The following is a 23,829-nucleotide window of genomic DNA, read 5'->3' on the forward strand; positions in this document are numbered from 1 at the left end:
CCAGTGACTCAGCGATGACCCGGGTGCTGGTCGTGGAAGACGACCCCCAGCTCGTACGAGCGCTCGTGATCAACCTGCAGGTCCGCCAGTACGGAGTGGACGCGGCGCCCGACGGCACCACGGCCCTCCGGCTGGCGGCCGCACGGCAGCCCGATGCCGTCGTGCTCGACCTCGGGCTGCCCGACATGGACGGCGTGGACGTCATCAGGGCGCTGCGCGGCTGGACCCGCGTACCGATCCTGGTGCTGTCCGCGCGCCGCGCCTCCGGCGAGAAGGTCGCCGCGCTCGACGCGGGCGCCGACGACTACATCACCAAGCCGTTCAGCATGGACGAGCTCCTGGCCCGGCTGCGCGCCGCCGTCCGCCGCACGGAGACCCCGGCGCTCGCGCCCGGGGCCGAGGTGGTCACCACCGCCGAGTTCACCGTCGACCTGGTGGCCAAGAAGGCGAGACGCGCGGGCCGGGACGTCCGCCTCACGCCCACGGAGTGGCACCTGCTGGAGATCCTGGTCAGCAACCCAGGCCGCCTGGTCCCGCAGCGACGGCTGCTGGAGGAGGTGTGGGGTGCCTCCCGGAGCACCAAGACCAACTACCTGCGGGTCTACATGGCCCAGCTCCGCCGCAAGCTCGAAGCCGACCCGTCCCGTCCCCGTCACTTCATCACGGAGCCGGGCATGGGGTACCGCTTCGAGGCCGGCGACTGAGACCGCCGTGAAGCACGGGCGGGAGGGGAGCCCGTGCTTCACGGCGGCCCGGCGCGGCCCGCGGACAGGGCGGTGTGTTCCGGCCTGTCACGGCCGGGGTGATGAGTGCCGGGCGACCCCGGCCTCCGGGCGCGCCCCGCCTGGCGCGTCCTTGGCGGCTCGCGGCCAGGTGGACCCGCCAGACTGACTCCGGACAGGACGAACCAGTCGAAACCACCCTGTATCGCGAGGTCCCGATGGCGTACGGACTGGCCCGCCGCGAGCTGCGGCCGAGAGTTCCCCTGCGACACGGGGAGGGTGACAAGTACCGCCTGACCAGCATCGAGGGGCTTGCCGCACTGTCCCTGGACGCGCTCAGCTCGGTGGCGTACGGACCCGAGGCGATCGTGCTCGTCCTGGTCGCCGCCGGGACGGGCGCACTGACCGCCACGCTGCCGGTGACGCTGGTCATCGCCGCGCTGCTGGCCGTGCTCGTCGTGTCGTACGGGCAGGTGATCGCCGTCCACCCGGACGGCGGCGGCGCGTACGCGGTGGCGAAGAAGGACCTGGGACCGACCGTCAGCCTGCTCGCGGCGGCCAGCCTCGTCGTCGACTACGTCCTCACCGTGACCGTCAGTCTGGCGGCGGGTGCCGCGAGCCTCGCCTCCGCCTTCCCGTCCCTCGGCTCGCACCTGCTCTCGATCTGCCTGATCGGCCTCGCCCTCCTCACGGCCGTGAACCTGCGGGGCGTGGCCGAGAGCGCCCGGGTGCTGATGCTGCCCACCGCCCTGTTCGTCGTGAGCATCCTCGGCATCGTCGTGCTCGGGCTGCTGCGCGGCCACCCCGTGGCCGTCGTGGGCACCGCGCACCCCGTGCACGCCACCGAGGCGCTGGGCATCCTGCTGCTCCTCAAGGCGTTCTCCTCCGGCTGCTCGGCGCTCACCGGGGTCGAGGCCATCGCCAACGGCGTGCCCGCCTTCCGCGATCCGCGCGTCAAGCGTGCCCAGCGCACCGAACTGATGCTCGGCGCGCTGCTCGGCGTGATGCTGATCGGCATGGCCCTGCTGATCCAGCGGGACCGGGTGGCCCCGCGCGGCGGCGTGACCGTACTGGCGCAGCTCACGGCGGGCGCGTACGGGACGGGATGGCCGTACTACGCCACGAACCTCGTCGTCACCCTGGCACTCGCCCTGGCCGCGAACACCAGTTTCGGCGGACTGCCCGTCCTGATGGGCCTGCTCGCCAGGGACCACCGGCTGCCGCACTTCTTCGGGCTGCGCGCGGAGCGCCCGGTGTACCGCTGGGGAGTGGTCTCCCTCGCGCTGCTCGCGGCGGTGCTGCTGATCGCCGTGGACGCCGACACCCACCGCATGATCCCGCTCTTCGCGATCGGGGTGTTCATCGGATTCAGCATCAGCCAGATCGGGCTGGTGCGGCACTGGGCGGGGGAGCGGCCGCGCGGCTGGCTGCGGCGCGCGACGCTCAACGGGATCGGCGCCGTCCTGACCGTCGTGGCGGGGATCGTCCTGCTGGCCACCAAGTTCCTGGAGGGCGCCTGGGTGGTGGTTCTCACCATCCCGCTGCTGATGCTGCTGTTCTCCCGCATCCAGCGCTACTACACGGAGGTCGGCAGGGAACTCGGGCTCGGTGAGACCCCGCCGCCGCTGAGCGTCGCCGACTCCCTGGTCATCGTCCCGGTCAGCCAGGTCAGCCGGCTCACCCGGCACGGGCTGCAGGCCGCCCTCGCCCTCGGCCACGAGGTCGTCGCGGTCGCCGTGTACGCCGATCCGGCCAAGGCTCTCGCGCTCAGGGAGAGTTGGGACCACTGGAATCCTGGCGTACGGCTCGACGTCATCGACAGCCCCCAGCGCTCGCTGGTGGAACCGATCGTCGAGTACGTCCGGCGGGCGGCGAAGGGCGGCCGCCAGATCGCCGTCCTCATCCCGGAGGTCGAACCGCTCCACCGCCGCTACCAGATCCTGCAGAACCAGCGCGGCCTGCTGCTCGCCACGGTGCTGCGGGCCCGTACGGACGTGGTCGTCTGCGTGGTGCCGTACCGGCTGAGCGTGTGAGACGCCCCGGCTTCCGAACGGAGGGAGTGGGTACGCGGGAAACGCGGGGGCGTCAGGGGACGGGGAAAGTGGTCCCGCACACATGTTGACGTGCGTCTTGCCCCCGCCTGCCACACTGACCGCCGGACGAAGGGAGGACCACATGTCGATGGTCGGCAACCTGCGCAGGGTCGCCCGGCTGGCGCGCGGCGGGCGTCAGGTGGACCTCAGCCACCCGGCCCGCTCCCCGCTCGGCTCCGCCGTCGTCAACTGCGTCATCTACCTCGACGGGGTCCGCCAGGAGGCCGCCTCCGGCATGGAGGAATCCGTCGCCCGGGTACGCAAGCACGGCGGTCGCGGCTTCGTCTGGCTCGGCCTGCACGAGCCCACCGAGACGGAGTTCACCCGCGTCGCCGACCTGTTCGGCCTGCACCCGCTCGCCGTCGAGGACGCCGTCCACGCCCACCAGCGCCCCAAGGTCGAGCAGTACGGCGACATCCTCTTCGCGGTCTTCAAGTCCGTCGCCTACGTCGAGCACGAGGAACTGACCGCCACCAGCGAGGTGGTCGACACCGGCGAGATCATGGTCTTCACCGGGACCGACTTCGTGGTGACCGTACGGCACGGGAGCCACGGCTCGCTGGGCCCGCTGCGCGAGGGCCTGGAAGCCGACCCGGTGCAGCTGGCCAAGGGGCCGGCCGCGGTGCTGCACGCCATCGCCGACCACGTCGTCGACGACTACCTGTCCGTGACCGACGCCGTCCAGGACGACATGGACCAGGTGGAGTCCGACGTCTTCTCGCCACAGGGCCCGAAGACCGCCGACGCCGGCCGCATCTACCAGCTCAAGCGCGAACTCCTCGAATTCAAGCGGGCCGTGGTCCCCCTCGGCCGCCCCCTGCACGCCCTCTCCACCCGGCCCACGCGCGCGGTCGACCCGGAGATCCAGGCGTACTTCCGCGACGTCGCCGACCACCTGGACCGGGTCACCGAGCAGCTCACCGCCTTCGACGCGCTGCTCGACTCCGTCCTCCAGGCCCACCTGGCCCAGGTGTCCGTCGCCCAGAACGAGGACATGCGCAGGATCACCGCCTGGGCCGCGATCATCGCCGTACCGACGATGGTGTGCGGCATCTACGGCATGAACTTCGACCACATGCCCGAACTCCACTGGCGCTTCGGCTACCCCCTGGCCCTGGCCGTCATCGCCGTCGCCTGCGTGGTCATCCACCGGGGGTTCAAGCGCAACGGGTGGTTGTGAGCCACGGCCAGGCACGGTCGAGGCCACCCTGCCGCCCGGCGTGGGCGCCGAGGCGCACCGCCGCGTGGCGGAACACCCCGGCCGGAGCCGGTGCCTCGTCGGCCGGGGGCCCGTCGGCCGGGTGGCGGCAGCGGTGAGGGCGGGACCCGGAGGTCCCGCCCGTCGTCACTCCGGAAGTCCCGTCCGTCACTCCGGAAGTCCCGCCCGTGTCACCGCGGCACGGGACTCAGGGCCACACCAGGCAGTACGGCTGATGCCCCGCCTCGTGCAGACGGTGGCTGAAATCCTGCCATTCGTGGAGAAGCTGGTACACGTTGAACGCGTCCCGGGGCCCACCCCGGTCCGGCACCGTCGACCAGATGAACGCCGCCGCGCCCACCGCCTCCTCGCCGATGCCACGGATCGGGTCGACGACGGTCATGGGGAGCTTCACGACGGCGTAGTCGGGGTGGAGGACCACGAGTTCCAGCGGGGGCACCTTGTGCAGGGGGACGCCCTCGATGCCGGTGAGGACCATCGCGGCCATCGTCTCCGGCTTGATCTTGGTGAACATGCCGTTCATGCCGAGCTCGTCGCCACCGAGTTCCTCGGGGCGCATGGAGATCGGCACCCGGGCCGCGGTCGCGCCGTCCGGTGCGCCGAAGTATTTGTACGTCACCCCCACCCGGCCACCATTCCCGCTTCCTGCCCTGAGCCGTTCTGCCCCGCGGTCCGTGTAGTCCATACCGTCCATACGGGCCGACGAGTCGATCCGCTCAGGATCGCCCTGTGATCCTTGTGACCCTTGCGATCCCGGCGTGTTCTGTGCCTGCCGTGCCTCGGCTTCCTCCGCCTCGCGCCGGTGCTTCCCCCGCCGGGCACGCCGAGGACCGAGGTCATCGGTCCCCTCGCCCAGTCCGCCACCGCGATGCATATCTCCACCCGACTGCTTTTCTAAGGCGCGCGACCCCCGCCACGCAACCCGATCATCGTGACAGTGACCTCCCCCACGGCCGCACGCCGAAACGTACGCTGAAACACCTGTCCGCAGGATCTTCGCAGCCTCTGACACCATGGCCCGTGTGAGCTATCCGTACGAAGCCCCAGTTTCGCAGACTCTTTTCGACCGTGCGGCTGCCGTCACGCCGGGCGGCGTGAACTCTCCGGTGCGCGCGTTCCGCGCCGTGGGCGGTACGCCCCGCTTCATGGTGTCCGGAAACGGTCCATACCTGACCGATGCCGACGGGAGGGAATACGTCGACCTCGTTTGTTCATGGGGGCCGATGATCCTCGGTCACTCCCGGCCCGAAGTCGTCGCCGCCGCGCAGGAGGCCGTCGCCCGCGGTACCTCCTTCGGTACGCCGGGCGAGGGCGAGGTCGCGCTCGCGGAGGAGATCGTCGCCCGCGTCGAGCCGGTCGAGCAGGTCCGGCTCGTCTCCAGCGGGACCGAGGCGACGATGTCCGCCATCCGCCTCGCGCGCGGGTTCACCGGGCGGCCCAAGGTCATCAAGTTCGCCGGGTGCTACCACGGACACGTGGACGCCCTGCTCGCCGCGGCCGGCAGCGGCCTCGCGACCTTCGCCCTGCCCGACACCCCCGGCGTCACCGGCGCCCAGGCCGGCGACACCATCGTCCTCCCCTACAACGACCTCGAAGCCGTGAACGCGGCCTTCCACGCGCACCCGGGCGAGATCGCCTGTGTGATCACCGAGGCATCGCCCGGCAACATGGGAGTCGTGCCGCCGCGCCCCGGCTTCAACCAGGGCCTCAAGGACGCCTGCGCGAAGAACGGCGCCCTGTTCATCTCCGACGAGGTCATGACCGGCTTCCGTACCAGCAGGTCCGGCTGGTACGGCATCGACGGGGTCAAGCCCGACCTGATGACCTTCGGCAAGGTCATGGGCGGCGGCTTCCCCGCCGCGGCCTTCGGAGGCCGCAAGGACGTCATGGGGCATCTGGCCCCCGCCGGGCCCGTGTACCAGGCCGGCACGCTCTCCGGGAACCCCGTCGCGACCGCCGCCGGGCTCGCGCAGCTGCGGCTGCTCGACGACGCCGCGTACGAGACGGTCGACGCCGTCTCCGCGCAGATCCGCGCGCTCGTCACGGAGGCGCTCACCAAGGAGGGCGTGGCGCACCGGCTGCAGAACGCCTCCAACATGTTCTCGGTCTTCTTCACCGGACGTGAGGTGCGCGACTACGAGGACGCGAAGGCGCAGGAGTCCTTCCGGTTCACCGCGTTCTTCCACGCGATGCTGGCGCAGGGCGTCTACCTGCCGCCGTCGTCCTTCGAGTCGTGGTTCGTGTCCACGGCCCACGACGAGCGGGCCATCCAGCGGATCGCCGACGCCCTTCCGGCGGCGGCACGGGCAGCGGCGGAGGCCACGGCATGAGCGAGAGCGTGAACGCGAGCATGAGCGAGAGTCGGCATCAGGACATCACCGTCGTCCATCTCATGCGGCACGGCGAGGTCGCCAACCCGGACGGGGTGCTCTACGGGCGGCTGCCCGGGTACCACCTCTCCGAGCTCGGGCGGCAGATGGCCGACCGGGTCGCCGAGCACCTGGCGTCGCGTGACGTCACGCAGGTGATCGCCTCCCCGCTGGAGCGGGCGCAGGAGACCGCGACGCCGATCGCCAAGGCGCACGGACTCGACCTCGGGACCGACGGGCGGCTGATCGAGGCCGAGAACGTCTTCCAGGGCAAGACCTTCGGGGTGGGCGACGGCGCGCTGCGCAGGCCCGAGAACTGGAAGTACCTCGTCAACCCGGTCAAGCCGTCCTGGGGCGAGCCGTACGTGGAGCAGGTCGTCCGGATGATGGGGGCGCTGGACGCCGCCAAGGACGCGGCCCGCGGGCATGAGGCGGTTCTGGTCAGCCACCAGTTGCCGATCTGGATCGTGCGTTCCTTCGTCGAGCGGCGGCGGTTGTGGCACGACCCGCGGAAGCGGCAGTGCACGCTCGCGTCCCTCACGACCTTCACCTACCGCGGCGACAAGATCGTCTCCGTCGGCTACAGCGAGCCCGCCCGGGATCTCGTCCCGTCCCATCTCCTCGCGGGCGCCAAGCCGGTGAAGGGGAAGAGCAAGGCGTTCGGCGCGTAGCCGTTCCGGTCCCGCATATGAACATCCGGTGACTGTGAAGTGTGCCACTCGGAACGATCTTCGTAAATTATGATCAATATGAGCGAGTTGGCGGAACCCATCCGCACTTCGTGCCCTCTCATTATGTGCCTGCTGAGAGACAGCTGAGAGGGCGCGAAGGAGATGGGGACCGCATGCGGGACATCAGCCGGAGGGGAATGATCGGCCTCGGGGCGGGTGCCGCGGCGGCACTCGGACTGGCGGCGTGCGGCACCGCGGACCACGACGCGTCCAACGGTGCGGGCGATTCCCGGCCGGGCGAACCCGGTCGGTCGTCCCGGCCCGGCACCCCCAAGCCCACCGCGCGCCCGATAGGCGACGGCTCCACCTCCTTCACAGGCAAGCAGCCGAAGCAGCCCAAGGCCCCCGTGCCCCTGGAGCCCGGCGAGACCCCTCCGCAGTTCGTGATCTTCTCCTGGGACGGCGCGGGAGAGGTCGGGACCGGCCTCTTCTCCCGGTTCCTGCGGCTCGCCGAGGAGCACGACGCGCACATGACCTTCTTCCTCTCCGGGCTCTATCTGCTGCCCGAGTCGAAGAAGCGCATGTACCTGCCGCCGAACAACCCCCGCGGCGCCTCGGACATCGGCTACCTCACCGACGAGCACGTCAAGGCGACCCTCGGAGGCGTCCGGCAGGCCTGGCTCGACGGCCACGAGATCGGCACGCACTTCAACGGCCACTTCTGCTCCGGCCACGGCACCGTCGCCAACTGGACGCCGGCCCAGTGGCGCAGCGAGATAGACCAGGCCAAGTCCTTCGTCAAGGAGTGGCGGACCAACACGGGCTGGAGCGATCTGCCCTCACTGCCGTTCGACTACGACAAGGAACTCATAGGCGGCCGGACCCCGTGTCTGCTCGGGCAGAACAACCTGCTGCCCACCGCCAAGGAACTCGGCTGGCGCTACGACGCCTCCTCGCCCGGTGGACGCCAGCGCTGGCCGCAGAAGAACCACGGCGTGTGGGATCTCCCGCTGCAGGCCGTCCCGTTCCCGGGCCACAGCTTCGAAGTCCTCTCGATGGACTACAACATGCTCGCCAACCAGTCGGTCAACTCGACGAAGGCGCCGTCGTACAACTACCCGGGCTGGCGGAAGCAGGCGGCCGAGGCGTACATCGCCGGATTCCGGCGGGCGTACGAGTCGAACCGGGCGCCCTTCTTCATAGGCAACCACTTCGAGGAGTGGAACGGCGGCATCTACATGGACGCCGTCGAGCAGGCCTTCACGCACATCGCGCGGGAGAAGGAGAAGGGCGAGGACGTGCGGCTCGTCTCCTTCCGGCAGTTCGTGGACTGGCTGGACGTGCAGCCGCCCGAGATCGTCGCCAAGCTGCAGACCCTGGACGTGGGCCAGCGGCCGGCCGGCGGCTGGAGGACGTTCCTGGGCGACACGGACAAGGGGACCGCCGGCGCCTCCGCCGGTGCCTCGGCCGGTGCGACGGGGAGTGCCACCTGAAATGGTGTTCTCCGCCCGCGAGGGGGGTGCGGAAGATCCCCGAAACGGGCATGCGAAACTTTTCACATGAGTGCCGCCTGTCGCGCCGAACCACGCTCGAACCGCACCCGTAGCCGCGTCGCCCTGCTCACCGCCGGGGCCGCCGCCGCCATGCTCGTCCTGTCCGCGTGCGGGTCCGGGGGGACCTCCGGGGGCTCGGGCAACACCAACTTCGTCGCGGGCAAGGACGGCATCTCCACCGTCGCGAAGGGGTCACGGGTCGACGCCCCAGACCTCTCCGGCGCGACCGTCGACGGCAGGAAGCTCGACGTCGCGGACTACAAGGGCAAGATCGTCGTCCTGAACGTGTGGGGTTCCTGGTGCCCGCCGTGCCGTGCCGAGGCCCCGAACTTCGTCAAGGTCGCCAAGGACACCGAGGCGAAGGGCGTGCAGTTCGTCGGTATCAACACCCGGGACTCCGAGGCCTCGCTCGCCCGCGCGTTCGAGAAGGAGTTCGGGGTCACGTACCCCAGCCTCTACGACCCGACGGGCAAGCTGATGCTCCGCTTCAAGAAGGGCACGCTCAACCCGCAGACGATTCCCTCCACGCTCGTCATCGACCGGGACGGGAAGGTCGCGGCGCGGACGCTTCAGGCCCTCAGCGAGGACAAGCTGCGCGAGCTGCTCGACCCGATCATCGCGGAGAAGTGACCTGACGTGTCCCTTCTCGCCGCCTCCGCCGACGGAATGAACGGCACCGTCTACAGCGGGGCCCTGCTGCTCGCCCTGCCCGTCGCCGTGCTCGGCGGGCTCGTCTCCTTCTTCTCACCGTGCGTGCTGCCGCTCGTACCGGGCTATCTGTCGTACGTCACCGGTGTCACCGGTACCGATCTGGCGGAGGCCAGACGGGGGCGGATGGTCGCGGGCGCGAGCCTGTTCGTACTCGGCTTCACCGCCGTGTTCGTCTCCGGCGGGGCACTGTTCGGGTACTTCGGGTCGACGCTCTACGAGCAGCAGGGCGCTCTGTCCAAGGTGCTCGGCGTGCTCATGATCCTGATGGGCGTCTTCTTCATGGGGATGATGCCCTGGCTGACCCAGCGCGAGTTCCGCTTCCACAGGCGGCCGGTGGCGGGTCTGGTCGGGGCGCCCCTTCTCGGCGCGCTGTTCGGGATCGGCTGGACGCCCTGCATCGGCCCGACCCTCGCCTCCGTGCTGGCGCTCTCCTCCAACGAGGCGAGCGCGGGCCGCGGGGCCATACTGACCGTCGCGTACTGCCTCGGACTCGGCGTGCCCTTCGTGCTCGCCGCCGTCGCCTTCCGCAAGGCGCTCGGCGCCTTCGGCTGGGTCAAGCGCCACTATGTCTGGGTCATGCGCATCGGCGGCACCATGATGATCGTGACCGGTGTGCTCCTGCTGACGGGTGCCTGGGACAGTCTGGTGCAGGAGATGCAGACGTGGTCCAACGGCTTCACGGTAGGGATCTGATCGATGAGCACGACCGACACCGACGACGGAACCGGTAGGACGGCGGCCGAACCGGCGGCCGCCAAGCGGCACATCGGAGTGAGCGCCGACGGCGAACTCGGCGAGGCCGGATCCCAGTTGTCCACGGCTCCCGTCGACACGGCCGTGCCCGGTTCGTTCGGCGGGATGCGGGCGCCCGGCCCCGCCGGGGCGCTGGCATGGACCGGTCGTGAGGCCGTCGGCTGGGCGCGCTGGTTCTGGCGGCAGCTGACCTCGATGCGGGTCGCGCTGATCCTGCTCTTCCTGCTGTCGCTCGGCGCGATCCCCGGGTCGCTGATCCCGCAGTCCGGGACCGACGCGCAGAAGGTGGCCGACTTCAAGGACGCGCACTCGATCCTCGGTCCGGTCTACGACCGGTTGGGCCTCTTCCACGTCTACAGCTCGGTGTGGTTCTCGGCCATCTACATCCTGCTCTTCGTCTCGCTCATCGGCTGCATCGTGCCCCGCACCTGGGGGTTCGTGGGGCAGCTGCGCGGCCGTCCGCCGGGCGCGCCGAAGCGGCTGGACCGGCTGCCCGCGTACGCGACCTGGCGCACCGCCGCCGAGCCGGAGCAGGTCCGCGCGGCCGCGCTCGAGGTGCTCGGGCGGCGCCGTTTCCGGGCGCACGTCGAGAAGGACGCCGTCGCCGCCGAGAAGGGCTACCTCCGCGAGACCGGCAACCTGCTCTTCCACATCGCGCTCGTCGTGATGCTCGTCGCCTTCGCCTGGGGCCAGCTCTTCAAGTCCGAGGGCAACAAGCTGATCGTCGAGGGCGACGGCTTCTCCAACACGCTCTCGCAGTACGACGACTTCAAGTCGGGCAACCTCTTCGGCAGCGACGACCTCACGCCGTTCAGCTTCGACCTGAAGAAGTTCACGGGCACCTACGAGCGGACCGGTCCCAACAAGGGCACCCCGCGGACGTACCAGGCGGCCGTCACCTACAGCGTGGGCGCCTACGGCAAGGACCGGAAGACCCTCGTCAAGGTCAACGAGCCGCTGAGGATCGGCGACTCGAAGGTCTACCTCACCGCCCACGGCTACGCGCCGGTCGTCACGGTCCGCAACGGCAAGGGCGACGTCGTCTTCCACGACGCCGTGCCGATGCTGCCGCTCGACCCGAACGTCACCTCGCAGGGCGCGATCAAGGTCATGGACGGCTACCGGAACGGGCGGGGGCAGCCCGAGCAGCTCGGCTTCTCCGCCGTCTTCGTGCCGACCTTCGCGGGCGCGGGCAAGGGCACGATGTTCTCGCAGTTCCCCGCGCTCGACTTCCCCGTGCTCGCGCTGACCGGATACCACGGCAGCCTGGGGGTCGACGCGGGCATCCCGCAGAACGTGTACCAGCTCGACAAGTCCAAGATGAAGCAGTTCAAGGACGCGAAGGGCGATATTCTCGCGGCGCGTCTGCTGCCCGGCGAGACCATGAAGCTGCCTGACGGTGCCGGCTCGATCACCTTCGACAAGGGCGTCAAGCAGTGGGCGAACTTCCAGGTCACCCAGCAGCCCGGCAGTGACTGGGCGCTCGCCGGAGCCTTCACGGCGATCTTCGGCCTCGCCGGTTCCCTCTTCATCCAGCGCCGCCGGGTCTGGGTGCGCGCCACCACGGGCGCGGACGGTGTGACCGTCGTGGAGATGGCGGGCCTGGGCCGCAGCGAGTCCGCGAAGCTCCCCGAGGAGCTCGGCGACCTGGCCGCGCTCGTGCACGAACAGGCACCCACCAAGACCGACGAACCCGACGCGGGGACGGACCCCGACGCCGGGACGGACCCCGCAGCCGAGCCGGACGCCGATTCGGACACCACCGACCCCGACCCTCACGCCGTACCTGCCGCCGAAGGGGCTGAGAAGCAGTGACTCTCGCCACCGCAACCAACGAACACCTCGCCAACATCAGCAACACGCTGGTCTACTCCTCGATGGCCGTCTACACCCTGGCCTTCTTCGCGTACATCGCCGAGTGGATCTTCGGCAGCCGCAGCAAGGTCGCCCGCACGGCGGCCGCGCTCACCGCCGGCACCGGGGCGGCGGCTCCCGCGGTCACCGTGAAGTCGGCGGGCGGTACCGCCGTCCTGGAGCGGCCGCAGGTCGTCACCCGGTCCGCGGCCGGCGCCCGTGACGTGCCCGACGGTCCGGGGGCGCACGGCGGGGACGAACAGGGAGACCTGTACGGCCGTATCGCGGTGTCCCTCACCGTGGTCGCCTGGGCCGTCGAGACGGCCGGCGTGGTGGCCCGCGCCCTGTCGGTGCAGCGTGCGCCGTGGGGCAACATGTACGAGTTCAGCGTCACCTTCTCGACCGTCGCCGTGACCGTGTACCTGGCGTTCCTGCTGGCGAGGAAGGACATCCGCTGGCTGGGCCTGCCGCTGGTCACGACGGTCCTGCTCGACCTCGGTCTCGCCGTCACGGTGCTGTACACCGCCAGCGACCAGCTGGTTCCCGCACTCCACTCGTACTGGCTCTACATCCACGTCTCGACCGCGATCCTCTGCGGCGCGATCTTCTACGTGGGCGCGGTCGGCACTCTGCTGTACCTCTTCAAGGACTCCTACGAGAACAAGCTGGCGGGCGGTGGCAGGCCGGGGAGCTTCGCCACCTCCGTCATGGAGCGGCTGCCCTCCTCGGCCTCCCTCGACAAGTTCTCCTACCGGGTCAACGCCGCCGTCTTCCCGCTGTGGACCTTCACGATCATCGCGGGCGCGATCTGGGCCGGCGACGCGTGGGGCCGCTACTGGGGCTGGGACCCGAAGGAGACCTGGGCGTTCATCACCTGGGTCGCCTACGCCTGCTATCTGCACGCCCGTGCCACGGCCGGCTGGAAGGGACGCAAGGCCGCGTACATCGCGCTCATCGCCTTCGCGTGTTTCCTCTTCAACTACTACGGCGTCAACATCTTCGTCTCCGGCAAGCACTCCTACGCCGGGGTCTGACGTCCGCACCGGCGTGACCACGGGTGCGGAACCCTCCGCCCCGGGCCACGCTGGTGTCATGACCGGAACCATCGAAGAGGGAGCCGTCGAGACCCGGGGGGACACGCACGTACGGCACTGGCTGCTGCGTGTTCCCCAGCCTGTGGACGAGGTCTGGGCGGCGATGGCCACCCCCGAGGGACTCGTGGGGTGGCTGGCGCGTGCGGAGGTGTTCGAGCCGCGCCTCGGCGGGGCGGTCGACCTGCGCGGACTGGGCACCGGCCGGATCACCGCCTGGGACGTCGAGCGGGTCGCCGAGTACACGATGGAGAGCCGCGGCCGGGTCCGGTTCCACCTGGAGCCCGCGCCGCCGGACCACACCGGCTCCGGCACCACCGTCCGGTTCACCCACGAGTACGAGGGCGACTACGCGCCCGGCCCCTGGCGAATCCGCTTCGAACGGCTGCTGACCCTGCTGACGGACTTTCGCAACATGCCCTAGAGCGCGGGACGGCGCTACGACGGCGGCAGGCACTCCTTCGCCGGCGGCTTCCCCTCCGGCCAGGCGATCTTCACGAAGCGGGCGCGGGACTCGGGGGTCAGCTGCACGATCGGTACGGCCTTGTCGTACGGATTGCCGTGGGCGTCCAGACAGATCCACCCGCTCGCCCCGTTCACCCGCAGCTCCCTTCCCTTGACCTGCGGCCACTGGAGCCCCACGTCCGCCAGGGCCGGGATCCTCCCGGTCGGCGACGCCCCGCGGATGCCTCGCACGGCGAGCCGCATGGCGTCGTAGGCGATGATCAGCTGGCCGTCGTCCAGGGCGATCGGGCCGACCGGACCGACCGGCTCCTTCGCGGCGCCGGCCAGCAGGGCCCGGAGCGTCCTCGCGTCGGCCGCGCCGCCCCCGGTCCTCGCCGAGTCCTTCAGCCAGGCGTCCGGGTGGGCGAGCGCCGTGTAGCGCACGGTCAGCAGCGGGTCCTTGAGGGCAGCCGGGTCGAGGTCCCTGTCGCCGGCGAGGTACGACCCCTCGTCGCCGGTGAGCACGGTGAACCGGCGGTCGTGGCAGCCGCGCTGGCCCAGCGTGTTGATGAACTGGCGCAGTTGGGTGTGGCGCCCGGCGAAGAGGATGGTGTCGGTGCCGGGCGGCGTGTTGCACAGGATGTTGGTGATCTGCGCGAAGACGTTGGAGGTGCTGCCTTCCTTGCTGCGGTCGGCGGGCGGCGTGAAGGGCTGGGCCTCGTAGCGCGAGCCCTTGAGCATCTTCTCGAAGGATCCCTGCAGGGTGCGCGTGTACGGGTCGCCCGTCCGGTCGTAGACCAGGAAGGCGTTGACGGCCGAGACCTTGGCGAACGAGGCGAGGGCGCGGGCCTCGTCCGTGTTGGTGGGGGAGACGCGGGCGAGGCCGGGGAAGGGGTCCTTGCCGTGCTGCCCGTTGGCGAGGTCGTCGGCGGTGATCGAGCTCCCTATCACCGGGATGCCCCGGGCGGTCAGCTCCGCGACGGCCTTCTTGTTGTTGTCGGTGCTCTGTCCGACCCCGGTCACCGCGCGCAGTCGGTCGGGTCCCTTCGCCATGCGCTCCAGCCGGTCGACCGTGTACTGCCAGTACGTGCCGGTGGAACCGGGGTTGGCCAGCACCAGGCGGATCTTCGGCTTCAGTCCGGTCGTGTCGTGGTTGGCCTGGTACTGGGCCAGGTAGGCGCCCTGGAGTTCGTGCAGCACGTCGGCCAGGTTGTCGGCGTCGGTCGCGGTGAACGGCTCCAGCAGGGCGACGGTGACGTAACTGCCCGGCTTCAGGCGGGCGTTCTCCCGGTGGATCGCCCGTACGGTGTCGGCGAACCGCGGCCGGCCGAAGGCGTACGTGGACCACGAGACGCCCACGCATTCGCCGCTGCCCTCGGGCTGGACGACGCCCGGTGCGCAGGACCGATTCTCCTTGGTGGCCGTCATGCCGCCCCAGATGCCGAGGCCCGCGAGGACGGCGGCCAGGGCCAGCGCCACATACCGGCGGAAGCGGATCTCCCAGACGTCCTCGCGCAGCCACCGCCACCAACGCGCCGTCATCGGTCCCCGTCCCCTGTCATCACTGCCCCCCGGTCCCGTTCTCGTCGTCGTCGGGGACGCGCAGAGGGCGTCCGGCCAGCGCGTGCGACGGCCACTCCCGCGAGGCCCGCCACAGCAGCGGGTTGCCCGCGGGCCGCAGGTTCGACAGCTGCTCCAGTTCGAAGCGGAGCCGTTCGCCCACCTTCGGGTCCGGCAGCACCAGCGGATCGGTCAGCTGCCAGACGGCGTGCAGCAGCCGTCGTACCCGCAGATGCAGTACGGCGTCCACGCTGTCCGGCGGCCGCTGGGCCGCGTCCGTGCGACCGAGCGCGATCGACGCCCGGTCGTCGTGGCCGACGGGGTCGTCGGCGTCCCGGCCGTCCGGGCCGTGCGCGTGGTAGTACGGCGCGGACGCGATGAAGAGCAGCGTCGCGAGCCAGCTCGCGGTGTCGGTGCGCGGGAAAGTGTCGCGCAGGTGCGCCACCGCGAAGTCCGCTTTGCCCAGGGCGAGTTCGTGGTGCAGCCGGTAGCGGTCCCGGTCGGGGAGTTCCCCGTCGCCGTAGTGGTCGACGAGAGTGCGGTGCACGGCCCGCCACCGCTCGTGGTCCGGGTCGCCGTGGTGCAGGCGCAGCAGGAGCAGCGCGCGCAGGAACGGATCGCCCACGAACTGCCCGGCGACCGTGGGCAGACCCTCCCGCGCCAGCCTCTCCTCCAGGTCGAGGACGCCCGAAGCGCCGAAGTCGTCCGGGAGCTGGACCTCCGCGAGGGCGCACGCCGAGTCGCGGTCGTGGGCGGCGGCGAGCACGGTCAGCTCGTCGAGCCGGCCGCCGGGCACCAGCCGGTCCAGCAGTTCCAGATACGTGGGGCGGCCGTCGTGGTCCTCGTGGACGACGACGTCCGCGGTGAGCAACGGCCCCAGCGAGGCGGCTCCGCGGGGCAGGTTCTGCCGGGCGGACTCCGCGAGCAGGGTCACGCCGAGCGGGCTGCCGCCGGTCAGCCGGTGGGTCGCGTGCGGGAGGTGCGGCGGCACGTCCAGGCCCTGGGCGGTGCCGCCCAGCAGGTGCAGGGTGTCGTCCGGGGTCAGCGGCGGCAGCTTGAGGAGAAGGGCCCGTGAGGACGGCGAGGTGCCCGGCTCCCAGCCGGTGTGCCGGATCACCTCGGGGAGGGCGCGCCGGCCCGCGTTGCGCAGCGCCGGGTGGGTGTCCCCGCGCAGGGCGGCGAAGAAGACGACCTGGTCGGCGATGCCGTCGGCGCGGTCGCGCAGCACGGGTTCCAGCAGGCCGAGGCCGGCCGGCTCCCGCAGGTTGTCGATCAGTACGACCGGGCGGCCCAGCCGGTGCGAGCGCTGCATGACCCCCGCGTACGCGTCGTCGAGATCGGCCAGCAGGGCCCGGACGAGATGGCGTTCGGCGTGCGTGCGCGAGTCGCCGCCGGCGCGGAAGTGGGCGGAGAGCAGGATCAGTCCGAGCTTGGCGTTGCCGCCCGCGTTCGGATAGTCGCGGTACCAGGTGGCGGCCCTGCGCAGTCTGCGGTGGGTGGGGGCGATCCCCTCGGCGAAGGCCTCCAGGGTCGCCTCGATGATCGGCTCCACCACCGGGCCCGTGCTGCTCATCGAGGCGATGAGCTTGGCGACGACCTTGCTCACCCAGCGGCCCGCGAAGCCCGACAGCAGTGAGCCCGTCTCGTTCAGGAGCAGGATGCGCTCCGCCTCCTGCCGGATGCGCGGCACGTCGCGGTCGCTCCAGCCGCCCGCCGCCACCGCCAGCAGCCCGGAGGCCAGCCGCGGGAAGCCGATCCGCCCGGCGCCGGTCACCGGCTCGGCGAGCTGCTCGGCGATCGTGGTGAGCGCCTGTCCGACCGGTGACCAGGACTCCGCGGGCCGCTCCGGCGGGGGAGCGGTGAACTGGCGGTCCTCGCCGTCGACGAGCGCGACCGGCGTATGGCCGCGGTAGGCGTCCCGCAGTTCGCGCAGCACCGCGCTCCTGCCCAGGCCCCGGCCACCCGTGAACACCACGAAGGGCAGTTCCTTCGCATGTTCGACGGCGGCCGCGCGCAGTTGGTACGGGCGCAGCCCGACGAGACGTGAAGCGAGACCGGGCGGGTCGGTGTCGAACAACGCCCCGCGTCCGTGCAGCCCTCTGTGCACCGCATCTCCCCCTGGCGCGGTCCGGTCCTGCCTGTGCTGCTGTGAGGTGTATCAATACCAGTGTAAAAAGGGGGAGTTGCTTCGGACTAGGGTGCGTGATGTCCGTTTGGTTACGGAATTCTTCCGCATCCTTTCCGGCGGCTAGCCCACAGTGATCGAATCGAGCTTGTCCCGCAGGTACGCGTGGGAGTCGACCGGCGGGTACGTGACGCGCCCCACCGGAGGCGGTACGGACTCCACCACCGTTCCCGGCGTGCACTCGCCGAAGTAGACCAGCGACATCAGCTCCTCGGCGGGCGCGTCCACGGGGGGCGGCAGTACCCGGTGCCGCCCGGAACGCCACCGGTCGCCGGTCCAACGGGCCATCAGATCACCGATGTTGACGGTGAACGCAGCGGGATCGAAGGGCGCGTCCCGCCAGCCGTCCTCGTCCGTGAAGACCTGCAGCCCGCCCTTGCCCGCCTGCCGGTCGAGCAGGGTGACGGTACCGAAGTCGGTGTGCGGGCCGATGCGGAACTGGCCCGGCTCGGGCGCGCCCACGACCTCCGTCCCCGGATACCAGTTGATGTTGAAGCCGTAGGTCGGGTGGTCCATGTGCCGGGTGAAGAAGTCCGGTTCCAGGCCGAGCGCCTCGCCGAGGAGGGCGAGGAGGTGGTTCTCCAGTTCGCCCATCCGGGCCAGGTACTCCCCGCACAGCTCCCGCAGCCCGGGGGCTTGTGCCGGCCACACGTTGGGCGCGTACCACTCCGCGTTGGTCCGCGGGTCCTCGAACGGTTCGTGCGTCGCGAAGGTCAGCGACTCCTTGAGGTCCGGCGGGGTCTCGGTGCCCTCGGAGTACCCGTTGGCCTCGGCGCCCGGACCGAGCCAGCCGCGTCCGCCGACCCGGGCGGCGTACGGCTGTTTCGTCTCCACGGGCAGGACGAAGAAGGCGCGCGCCGCCGCCCGGATCCGGGCGCGCAGGGACGGGTCGACGCCGTGGCCGGTGACGAGGAGGAAGCCCGCGGTCCGCAGGGCGTCGTCGACGGTACGGGCGATCCGCGCGCGGGTCGCCCGGTCTCCGGACAGCCACGGGCGCAGGTCGACGGTCGGGATACGGGGGCGGGCAGGGGACACCGCCCGGCGGGGGAACCGGGGATCACTCACCTCACGCGCCTCACTCACCGATGTCCTCGTTCCACAGGGCCGGGTTCTTCTCGACGAAGTCGCGCATCATGGCCGCGCACTCGGGATCGTCCAGCCGGACGATCTCCACACCGTGCCCGGCCAGCCAGTCGTGGCCGCCGTGGAAGGTCCCGGCCTCCCCGATCACGACCCGGGAGATGCCGAACTGGCGGACCAGACCACTGCAGTACCAGCACGGCGACAGGGTGGTCACCATGGTCGTACCGCGGTAGGTCCGCCGCCGTCCGGCGGCACGGAAGGCCGCGGTCTCCGCGTGCATGGACGGGTCGCCGTCCTGGACGCGCCGGTTGTGGCCGCGCCCGAGGAGGCTGCCGTCGGCGCCGTACAGCGCGGCGCCGATGGGGATGCCGCCCTCCGCGAGCCCGGCGCGTGCCTCCTCGACGGCGGTGGCGAGCCACGCGCGGGCCCGTGCCGGGTCGACTGCCTGATCGATGCGCTCCATGAGTCCACTCTCCTGTGGCCGGGACGCGAGGGCAACGAGCGAAGGCCCTCTCCCCGCGAGCCGGACCCGGACGGACCGTCAGCGGCAGTGGCGCGCGTACTGCCGGGCCGGCGCGCGGAAGGACTCCTTCGGCTCCCAGTGCCATCCGGCGGCCTCCGGAGCGCCGGGCCGACGGTCCTCGACCACCTTGACGAGGGAGTAGCTCGCCGTGTCGAGGTCGTGGCGCGGATCGCGGGGGCGGTGCGGGGCGTCCGGGGTGACGAAGGTGTACGCCATCGCCGAGTACAGGCCCATCGACTCGAAGACCGACAGCACCGCCGTCAGATACGCGGCCTGCGCGCGCTCGCTGCGGACGACGCCCTCCTCGATCTCCGGCGGTTCCTTGCCGTAGTCGACGACGTCCCAGCCCATGCCGCCGCGCTTCGGGGCGCCCTCGAAGGTGCAGCAGCCGAACTCCATGACGGCGACGGGCTTCCCGAACCGGGTGTACCGGGCGAGATCGCGGACATAGGCGTCCCGGTGCCGGAAGAACCCGTAGTAGTCGATGCCGACGAGATCGAAGAGACCCCAGTCGACGTCCTCGTCCTGAGCGGCGGCGTACGTCAGCCGCCCGCGGAAGACGGAGCGGCCCACGCCCGCCGCCCGCGCCGTGAAGCGGTGCAGACGCCGCGCCGCCGTCACGGGGTCGAACGTGCCGTTGAGGAGGTTCTCCACGCGTTCCCGGGCGTTGGCGCCGGGCACGATCCCGGGCACGTACAGCACGAACTCACACCCCACGCTGAGGTGCACCCCGGCCCCTTGCCGCCGCAGCCGCTCCGCGCACCGGCCCGTCTCGGCGAGGTGGTCGAGGATGTCCCGCTCGGGCACGTCGCCCAGGGTCGGTTCGAGCCACACGTGCAGGCCCCGCTCCGCCGCCTCGGCGGCCGTGGCGGCGAGCCGTTCGACGCTGGCGCCGGTGACCTTCACGGAGTTGGCGTGCAGGTCGTGCGCGAGGGCGCGCACATCGCCGCGCATACGCCGGGCGCTCCACCCCGTGCCGGGCGTCTCTCCGTCCGCCACCTCGTACACCGCGCCCCGATAGGTCAGCCCACGCCGGCCGGCCGTCGCCCCGGCCCGCCCCGCGGGCAGCACCGCCGCCGCCGTCCCCGCCGCGGCCATCCCCAGGAACCGTGCCCGGCTGATCCCCTGCATCGCGCCTCCCCGTGTCGTCGTCCCGACCCAGTCTGGGAAGCGACCCGCCACCGCGCCGTCCGCCGATTGTCTACGGACGGTGGCCGAAGGGATGAGCCACAGCGGGGCGCGCAGACGATCGGCGCACCACACGGACGGCGCGCCGGGGCGTACCGGCTACACCCGCCCTCTCACCTCACGCTCGCTGCGGGCCAGTACGAACGCCTGGGGCGTGTTCTCCCGCGCGTCGGCCTCGCGGACGAGACGCGCGACCTCGACCAGCCCGGCCGCGCGCAGCAGTTCCGCGACACGCTCGGGCGGGAAGCGGTGGACGTCGAGGTCGAGGTCGTGCCCGTACGCGTGGTCCAGGTGCACCCGCTCGTCCCCCACCTTGTAGGCGAGGAGGAGATGGCCGCCGGGAGCCAGTACGCGATGGAACTCCCGGAACAGCACGGGGAGTTCCTCCAGTGGCGTGTGCACGGTGGAGTACCAGGCCAGTGCTCCGGCGAGTGCGCCGTCCGCGATGTCGAGGGCGGCCATGGTCCCCACCTCGAACCGCAGCTCCGGGTGGCTGCGGCGGGCCACGGCCACCATCCCCGGCGACAGATCGATCCCGTACGCGTGCAGCCCGAGCCCGTCCAGATACGTGGTCACCCGCCCCGGCCCGCACCCGAGATCCGCGACCACCCCGCCCCCGCCGCCCTTCACCATCTCCGCGAAGGCCCCGAGCACGGCCCGGTCGAACGGCTTGCCCGCCAACTCCGTTCCGAGCAGCTCGGCGTAGTCGTCGGCGACGGTGTCGTACGACGCCCTGACGGCGTCCGGGCGAGAGGTCATGGCGGCGAACCCTAGCCCTCGGCACCGACAACGCGTCGCCGGCGGCGGGCTCCCGCAGGGGCGTTCGCCCGGCTCAGGACTCGTCGTCGGACTTGCTCTGCTGCTCCCTGCGCCGCAGCTCCTCCTCGCGGCGCTGCAGGTCGGCCTCCCAGTCCTTCAGGAGTGCCTCGTCACCGTCCGGCCGCTCGGCGGCCTTTCCGGTCCTGAGCGAGTCGAGGAACTCCGGGTTGTCGTCGGGGGCGACGTACGACGCGCCCTGGTCGCGGCGCCATCCGGTGGCCGCGGCGCCCGCCGGGCCACCGCGGCGCGTGCGGCCCGCGACGAGCCAGGCCACCGGTCCGACCAGAACCTCGCCGAAGAGCAGGATGATGATCACCCACACCACCTTCGGCAGACCGCGGACCTCTTCCTCGGGCGTGTTCAGACAGTCGATGAAGGCGTAGATCCACAGCGCCAGGACCAGCAGGAAGGGCAGATACCTGAGCATGGCCGAACGGTCCCCCAGTGAGCGACGGCGGGGCGGCACAGGGCCCCGATGACGCGGCCAGGGTAGCGGTTGGCCCCACCGCGGCGAACCGGACCGGCCCCGACCGCCGGACGGGGCGGCCTCCGCCCGCCCGGCGACGGTGGGGCGCACGCAGCCGCCCAGTGGGCCTCGGCGATACTGGAACGCATGGCTTACGACGATCTTCGCTCCCTGCTGCGGGCACTGGAGCGCGAGGGTGACCTCAAGCGCATCAAGGCCGAGGTGGACCCCTACCTGGAGGTGGGGGAGATCGTCGACCGTGTCCAGAAGGCCGGCGGCCCCGCGCTGCTCTTCGAGAACGTGCGCGGTTCGGCCATGCCGCTCGCCATGAACGTCTTCGGGACCGACCGGCGCCTGCTGAAGGCCCTCGGGCTGAAGTCGTACGGCGAGATCTCCGACAAGATCGGCGGACTGCTCAGGCCCGAGCTGCCGCACGGATTCGTGGGGGTGCGCGAGGCCTTCGGGAAACTCGGCGCGATGGCCCACGTACCGCCGAAGAAGGTCAAGGAAGCGCCGGTGCAGGAGGTCGTCCTGCGCGGCGACGACGTCGATCTCGACGCGCTGCCCGCCCTCTTCACCTGGCCCCAGGACGGCGGCTCCTTCTTCAACCTCGGGCTGACCCACACCAAGGACCCCGAGAGCGGCATCCGCAACCTGGGGCTCTACCGTCTGCAGCGCCACGACAAGCGCACCATCGGTATGCACTGGCAGATCCACAAGGACAGCCGGAACCACTACCAGGTCGCGGCACGCAGGGGGGAGCGGCTGCCCGTCGCGATCGCCTTCGGCTGTCCCCCCGCCGTGACGTACGCCTCCACCGCCCCGCTGCCCGGTGACATCGACGAGTACCTCTTCGCCGGGTTCATCCAGGGCAAGCGGATCGAGATGGTGGACTGCAAGACCGTCCCGCTCCAGGTACCCGCGCAGGCCGAGGTGGTCCTGGAGGGGTGGCTGGAGCCGGGCGAGATGCTGCCCGAGGGGCCGTTCGGCGACCACACCGGGTTCTACACGCCGCAGGAGCCCTTCCCGGCGCTGACCATCGACTGCGTGACCATGCGGAAGCGGCCGCTGCTCCAGTCCATCGTCGTGGGCCGGCCGCCGACCGAGGACGGCCCGCTGGGCCGGGCCACCGAGCGCTTCTTCCTGCCCCTGCTGAAGATCATCGTGCCGGACATCGTGGACTACCACCTGCCCGAGGCGGGCGGCTTCCACAACTGTGCGATCGTCGCGATCGACAAGAAATACCCCAAACATGCCCAGAAGGTGATGCATGCCGTCTGGGGCGCCCACATGATGTCCCTCACGAAGCTCATCGTGGTCGTCGACTCGGACTGCGACGTCCACGACCTGCACGAAGTCGCCTGGCGGGCCCTGGGCAACACCGACTACTCCCGTGACCTCACGGTCGTGGAGGGTCCCGTCGATCACCTCGACCACGCTTCCTACCAGCAGTTCTGGGGCGGCAAGGCGGGTATCGACGCGACGAGGAAATGGCCCGAGGAGGGCTACACCCGGGACGGCGGCTGGCCCGAGATGGTGCTGTCCGACCCACAGACGGCAGCGACGGTCGACCGCCGCTGGAAGGAGTACGGGCTGTGAGTTCAGCTTCCGCGGCGCTCCCGCAGCCGGGCCGCACCAAGGCGTTCCTGCGCCTCGTCATGATCGAGCACTCGGTGTTCGCGCTGCCCTTCGCGTACATCGCCGCGCTCACCGCGATGTACGAACTGGACGGGAACATCCACTGGGGACGGCTGTTCCTGGTGACCGTCGCGATGGTCGGGCTGCGCACCTTCGCGATGGCGGCGAACCGGATCATCGACCGCGAGATCGACGCCCGCAACCCGCGCACCGCCCACCGCGAGCTGGTCACCGGCGCGATGAGCGTGAAGCACGCCTGGACCGGCGCGCTGGTCGCCCTGGTCTTCTTCCTGGGCGCGGCGGCCCTGCTGAACCCGCTCTGCCTGGCGCTCGCGCCCATCGCCGTGATCCCGATGGTGGTGTACCCGTACGGCAAGCGGTTCACCAACTTCCCGCAGGCCATCCTGGGTCTCGCGCAGGCGATGGGGCCGGTCGGCGGCTGGCTCGCGATCACCGGCGAGTGGTCCTGGAACGCGGTGATCCTGGGACTCGCGGTCGGCGTCTGGATCGGCGGCTTCGACCTGATCTACGCCTGCCAGGACGTCGAGACGGACCGCGAGGTCGGCGTCATGTCCGTGCCCGCGCGCTTCGGCATCCCCGCCGCCGTCCGGGGGGCCAGGGTCTGCCACGCCGTCACCACGGCGCTCTTCGTCTGGTACGCCCTCGCCACCGGCGCCGGTGCCTTCTTCTGGTTCGGCCTGGTGATCGTCGCGGGTGCTTTCCTCTACGAGCACAGCATCGTCAAGCCGCACGACCTGTCCCGGCTGAACCGCGCGTTCTTCAGCGTCAACGGGTTCATCGGCATCGCTCTGTTCGTGTGCGCCCTGCTCGATCTGCTGGTCCGCGGGCTCACGGTCTGAATCCCGACAGTCGCCGGATACCCTCGA

At 71.0% G+C, this 23,829-nt stretch carries 21 protein-coding genes; 13 read left to right on the forward strand and 8 right to left on the reverse strand.

Annotation, left to right across the window (positions count from 1 at the left end):
- Nucleotides 1-14 precede the first annotated feature (14 nt).
- The 3 genes from ACFVTC_RS30645 to ACFVTC_RS30655 all read left to right on the forward strand — a co-directional run bounded on the left by ACFVTC_RS30645 (nt 15) and on the right by ACFVTC_RS30655 (nt 3,995).
- A complete protein-coding gene (locus tag ACFVTC_RS30645) occupies nt 15-704 on the forward strand; it encodes a response regulator (RefSeq protein ID WP_390131739.1) in 690 nt (229 codons plus the stop codon).
- A gap of 236 nt (nt 705-940) precedes the next feature.
- Nucleotides 941-2,755, forward strand: coding sequence for an APC family permease (locus tag ACFVTC_RS30650; protein ID WP_390131740.1), 1,815 nt, complete (start codon nt 941-943; stop codon nt 2,753-2,755).
- Nucleotides 2,756-2,897: 142 nt separating this feature from the next.
- Nucleotides 2,898-3,995 carry a magnesium and cobalt transport protein CorA gene (locus ACFVTC_RS30655; protein ID WP_390131741.1) on the forward strand — a complete coding sequence of 366 codons (1,098 nt, stop codon included), beginning with the start codon at nt 2,898-2,900 and terminating at the stop codon, nt 3,993-3,995.
- Nucleotides 3,996-4,221: 226 nt separating this feature from the next.
- Here the strand turns inward: ACFVTC_RS30655 and ACFVTC_RS30660 are convergent, their stop codons facing one another.
- Nucleotides 4,222-4,659 (reverse strand): hypothetical protein, encoded by a 438-nt coding sequence (locus tag ACFVTC_RS30660; RefSeq protein ID WP_390131742.1) that lies wholly within the window; start codon nt 4,657-4,659, stop codon nt 4,222-4,224.
- A 388-nt stretch (nt 4,660-5,047) separates the two neighbouring features.
- On the opposite strand from ACFVTC_RS30660, the gene hemL reads away from it, so the two are divergent.
- From hemL to ACFVTC_RS30700, 8 genes are all read left to right on the forward strand, one after another.
- On the forward strand, nt 5,048-6,364 hold the full coding sequence (hemL, locus tag ACFVTC_RS30665) for a glutamate-1-semialdehyde 2,1-aminomutase (RefSeq protein ID WP_329289605.1): 1,317 nt from the start codon (nt 5,048-5,050) through the stop codon (nt 6,362-6,364).
- A complete protein-coding gene (locus ACFVTC_RS30670; protein WP_390131743.1) occupies nt 6,361-7,074 on the forward strand; it encodes a histidine phosphatase family protein in 714 nt (237 codons plus the stop codon). The genes hemL and ACFVTC_RS30670 overlap by 4 nt, the downstream gene beginning before the upstream one ends.
- Before the next feature lie 173 nt (nt 7,075-7,247).
- Nucleotides 7,248-8,567: a hypothetical protein gene (locus tag ACFVTC_RS30675; RefSeq protein WP_390131744.1), complete on the forward strand. Its 1,320-nt coding sequence runs from the start codon at nt 7,248-7,250 to the stop codon at nt 8,565-8,567.
- A 66-nt stretch (nt 8,568-8,633) separates the two neighbouring features.
- Nucleotides 8,634-9,257 (forward strand): TlpA family protein disulfide reductase, encoded by a 624-nt coding sequence (locus ACFVTC_RS30680; RefSeq protein ID WP_390131746.1) that lies wholly within the window; start codon nt 8,634-8,636, stop codon nt 9,255-9,257.
- Nucleotides 9,258-9,293: 36 nt separating this feature from the next.
- Complete coding sequence (locus tag ACFVTC_RS30685) at nt 9,294-10,031, forward strand: cytochrome c biogenesis protein CcdA (protein WP_356801103.1); 738 nt, start codon at nt 9,294-9,296, stop codon at nt 10,029-10,031.
- Between the two features lie 3 nt (nt 10,032-10,034).
- Nucleotides 10,035-11,906 (forward strand): cytochrome c biogenesis protein ResB, encoded by a 1,872-nt coding sequence (locus tag ACFVTC_RS30690; protein WP_390131747.1) that lies wholly within the window; start codon nt 10,035-10,037, stop codon nt 11,904-11,906.
- Nucleotides 11,903-12,979, forward strand: a complete 1,077-nt coding sequence (gene ccsB, locus ACFVTC_RS30695) for a c-type cytochrome biogenesis protein CcsB (protein WP_390131748.1) — start codon at nt 11,903-11,905, stop codon at nt 12,977-12,979. Before ACFVTC_RS30690 ends, ccsB begins: the two co-directional genes overlap by 4 nt.
- A gap of 58 nt (nt 12,980-13,037) precedes the next feature.
- Nucleotides 13,038-13,460: a hypothetical protein gene (locus ACFVTC_RS30700; protein ID WP_390131749.1), complete on the forward strand. Its 423-nt coding sequence runs from the start codon at nt 13,038-13,040 to the stop codon at nt 13,458-13,460.
- A gap of 14 nt (nt 13,461-13,474) precedes the next feature.
- On the opposite strand, the gene ACFVTC_RS30705 is transcribed toward ACFVTC_RS30700, so the two are convergent.
- The 7 genes from ACFVTC_RS30705 to ACFVTC_RS30735 all read right to left on the reverse strand — a co-directional run bounded on the left by ACFVTC_RS30705 (nt 13,475) and on the right by ACFVTC_RS30735 (nt 21,265).
- Complete coding sequence (locus ACFVTC_RS30705; RefSeq protein ID WP_390131750.1) at nt 13,475-15,022, reverse strand: ABC transporter substrate-binding protein; 1,548 nt, start codon at nt 15,020-15,022, stop codon at nt 13,475-13,477.
- 19 nt (nt 15,023-15,041) lie between these two features.
- Nucleotides 15,042-17,147, reverse strand: coding sequence for a hypothetical protein (locus tag ACFVTC_RS30710; RefSeq protein ID WP_390131751.1), 2,106 nt, complete (start codon nt 17,145-17,147; stop codon nt 15,042-15,044).
- A gap of 141 nt (nt 17,148-17,288) precedes the next feature.
- Nucleotides 17,289-18,260 carry an isopenicillin N synthase family dioxygenase gene (locus ACFVTC_RS30715; protein WP_390131852.1) on the reverse strand — a complete coding sequence of 324 codons (972 nt, stop codon included), beginning with the start codon at nt 18,258-18,260 and terminating at the stop codon, nt 17,289-17,291.
- Between the two features lie 40 nt (nt 18,261-18,300).
- Nucleotides 18,301-18,771, reverse strand: coding sequence for a nucleoside deaminase (locus tag ACFVTC_RS30720; RefSeq protein WP_390131752.1), 471 nt, complete (start codon nt 18,769-18,771; stop codon nt 18,301-18,303).
- 78 nt (nt 18,772-18,849) lie between these two features.
- Nucleotides 18,850-19,962: an abortive phage infection protein gene (locus tag ACFVTC_RS30725; RefSeq protein ID WP_390131753.1), complete on the reverse strand. Its 1,113-nt coding sequence runs from the start codon at nt 19,960-19,962 to the stop codon at nt 18,850-18,852.
- Between the two features lie 156 nt (nt 19,963-20,118).
- The gene (locus ACFVTC_RS30730) at nt 20,119-20,778 is read right to left on the reverse strand and encodes a class I SAM-dependent DNA methyltransferase (protein ID WP_390131754.1); all 660 of its coding nucleotides are present in this window, start codon (nt 20,776-20,778) and stop codon (nt 20,119-20,121) included.
- A 73-nt stretch (nt 20,779-20,851) separates the two neighbouring features.
- Nucleotides 20,852-21,265 carry a PLD nuclease N-terminal domain-containing protein gene (locus ACFVTC_RS30735; RefSeq protein ID WP_390131755.1) on the reverse strand — a complete coding sequence of 138 codons (414 nt, stop codon included), beginning with the start codon at nt 21,263-21,265 and terminating at the stop codon, nt 20,852-20,854.
- 186 nt (nt 21,266-21,451) lie between these two features.
- Between ACFVTC_RS30735 and ACFVTC_RS30740 the strand changes: the two genes are divergently transcribed.
- Nucleotides 21,452-22,903: a menaquinone biosynthesis decarboxylase gene (locus ACFVTC_RS30740; RefSeq protein ID WP_390131756.1), complete on the forward strand. Its 1,452-nt coding sequence runs from the start codon at nt 21,452-21,454 to the stop codon at nt 22,901-22,903.
- A complete protein-coding gene (gene mqnP / locus ACFVTC_RS30745) occupies nt 22,900-23,802 on the forward strand; it encodes a menaquinone biosynthesis prenyltransferase MqnP (RefSeq protein WP_390131757.1) in 903 nt (300 codons plus the stop codon). The genes ACFVTC_RS30740 and mqnP overlap by 4 nt, the downstream gene beginning before the upstream one ends.
- The last annotated feature ends 27 nt before the right edge of the window (nt 23,803-23,829 follow it).

Origin of the sequence: Streptomyces sp. NPDC057950, assembly GCF_042887295.1 — a bacterium.
GTDB lineage: Bacteria > Actinomycetota > Actinomycetes > Streptomycetales > Streptomycetaceae > Streptomyces > Streptomyces kaempferi.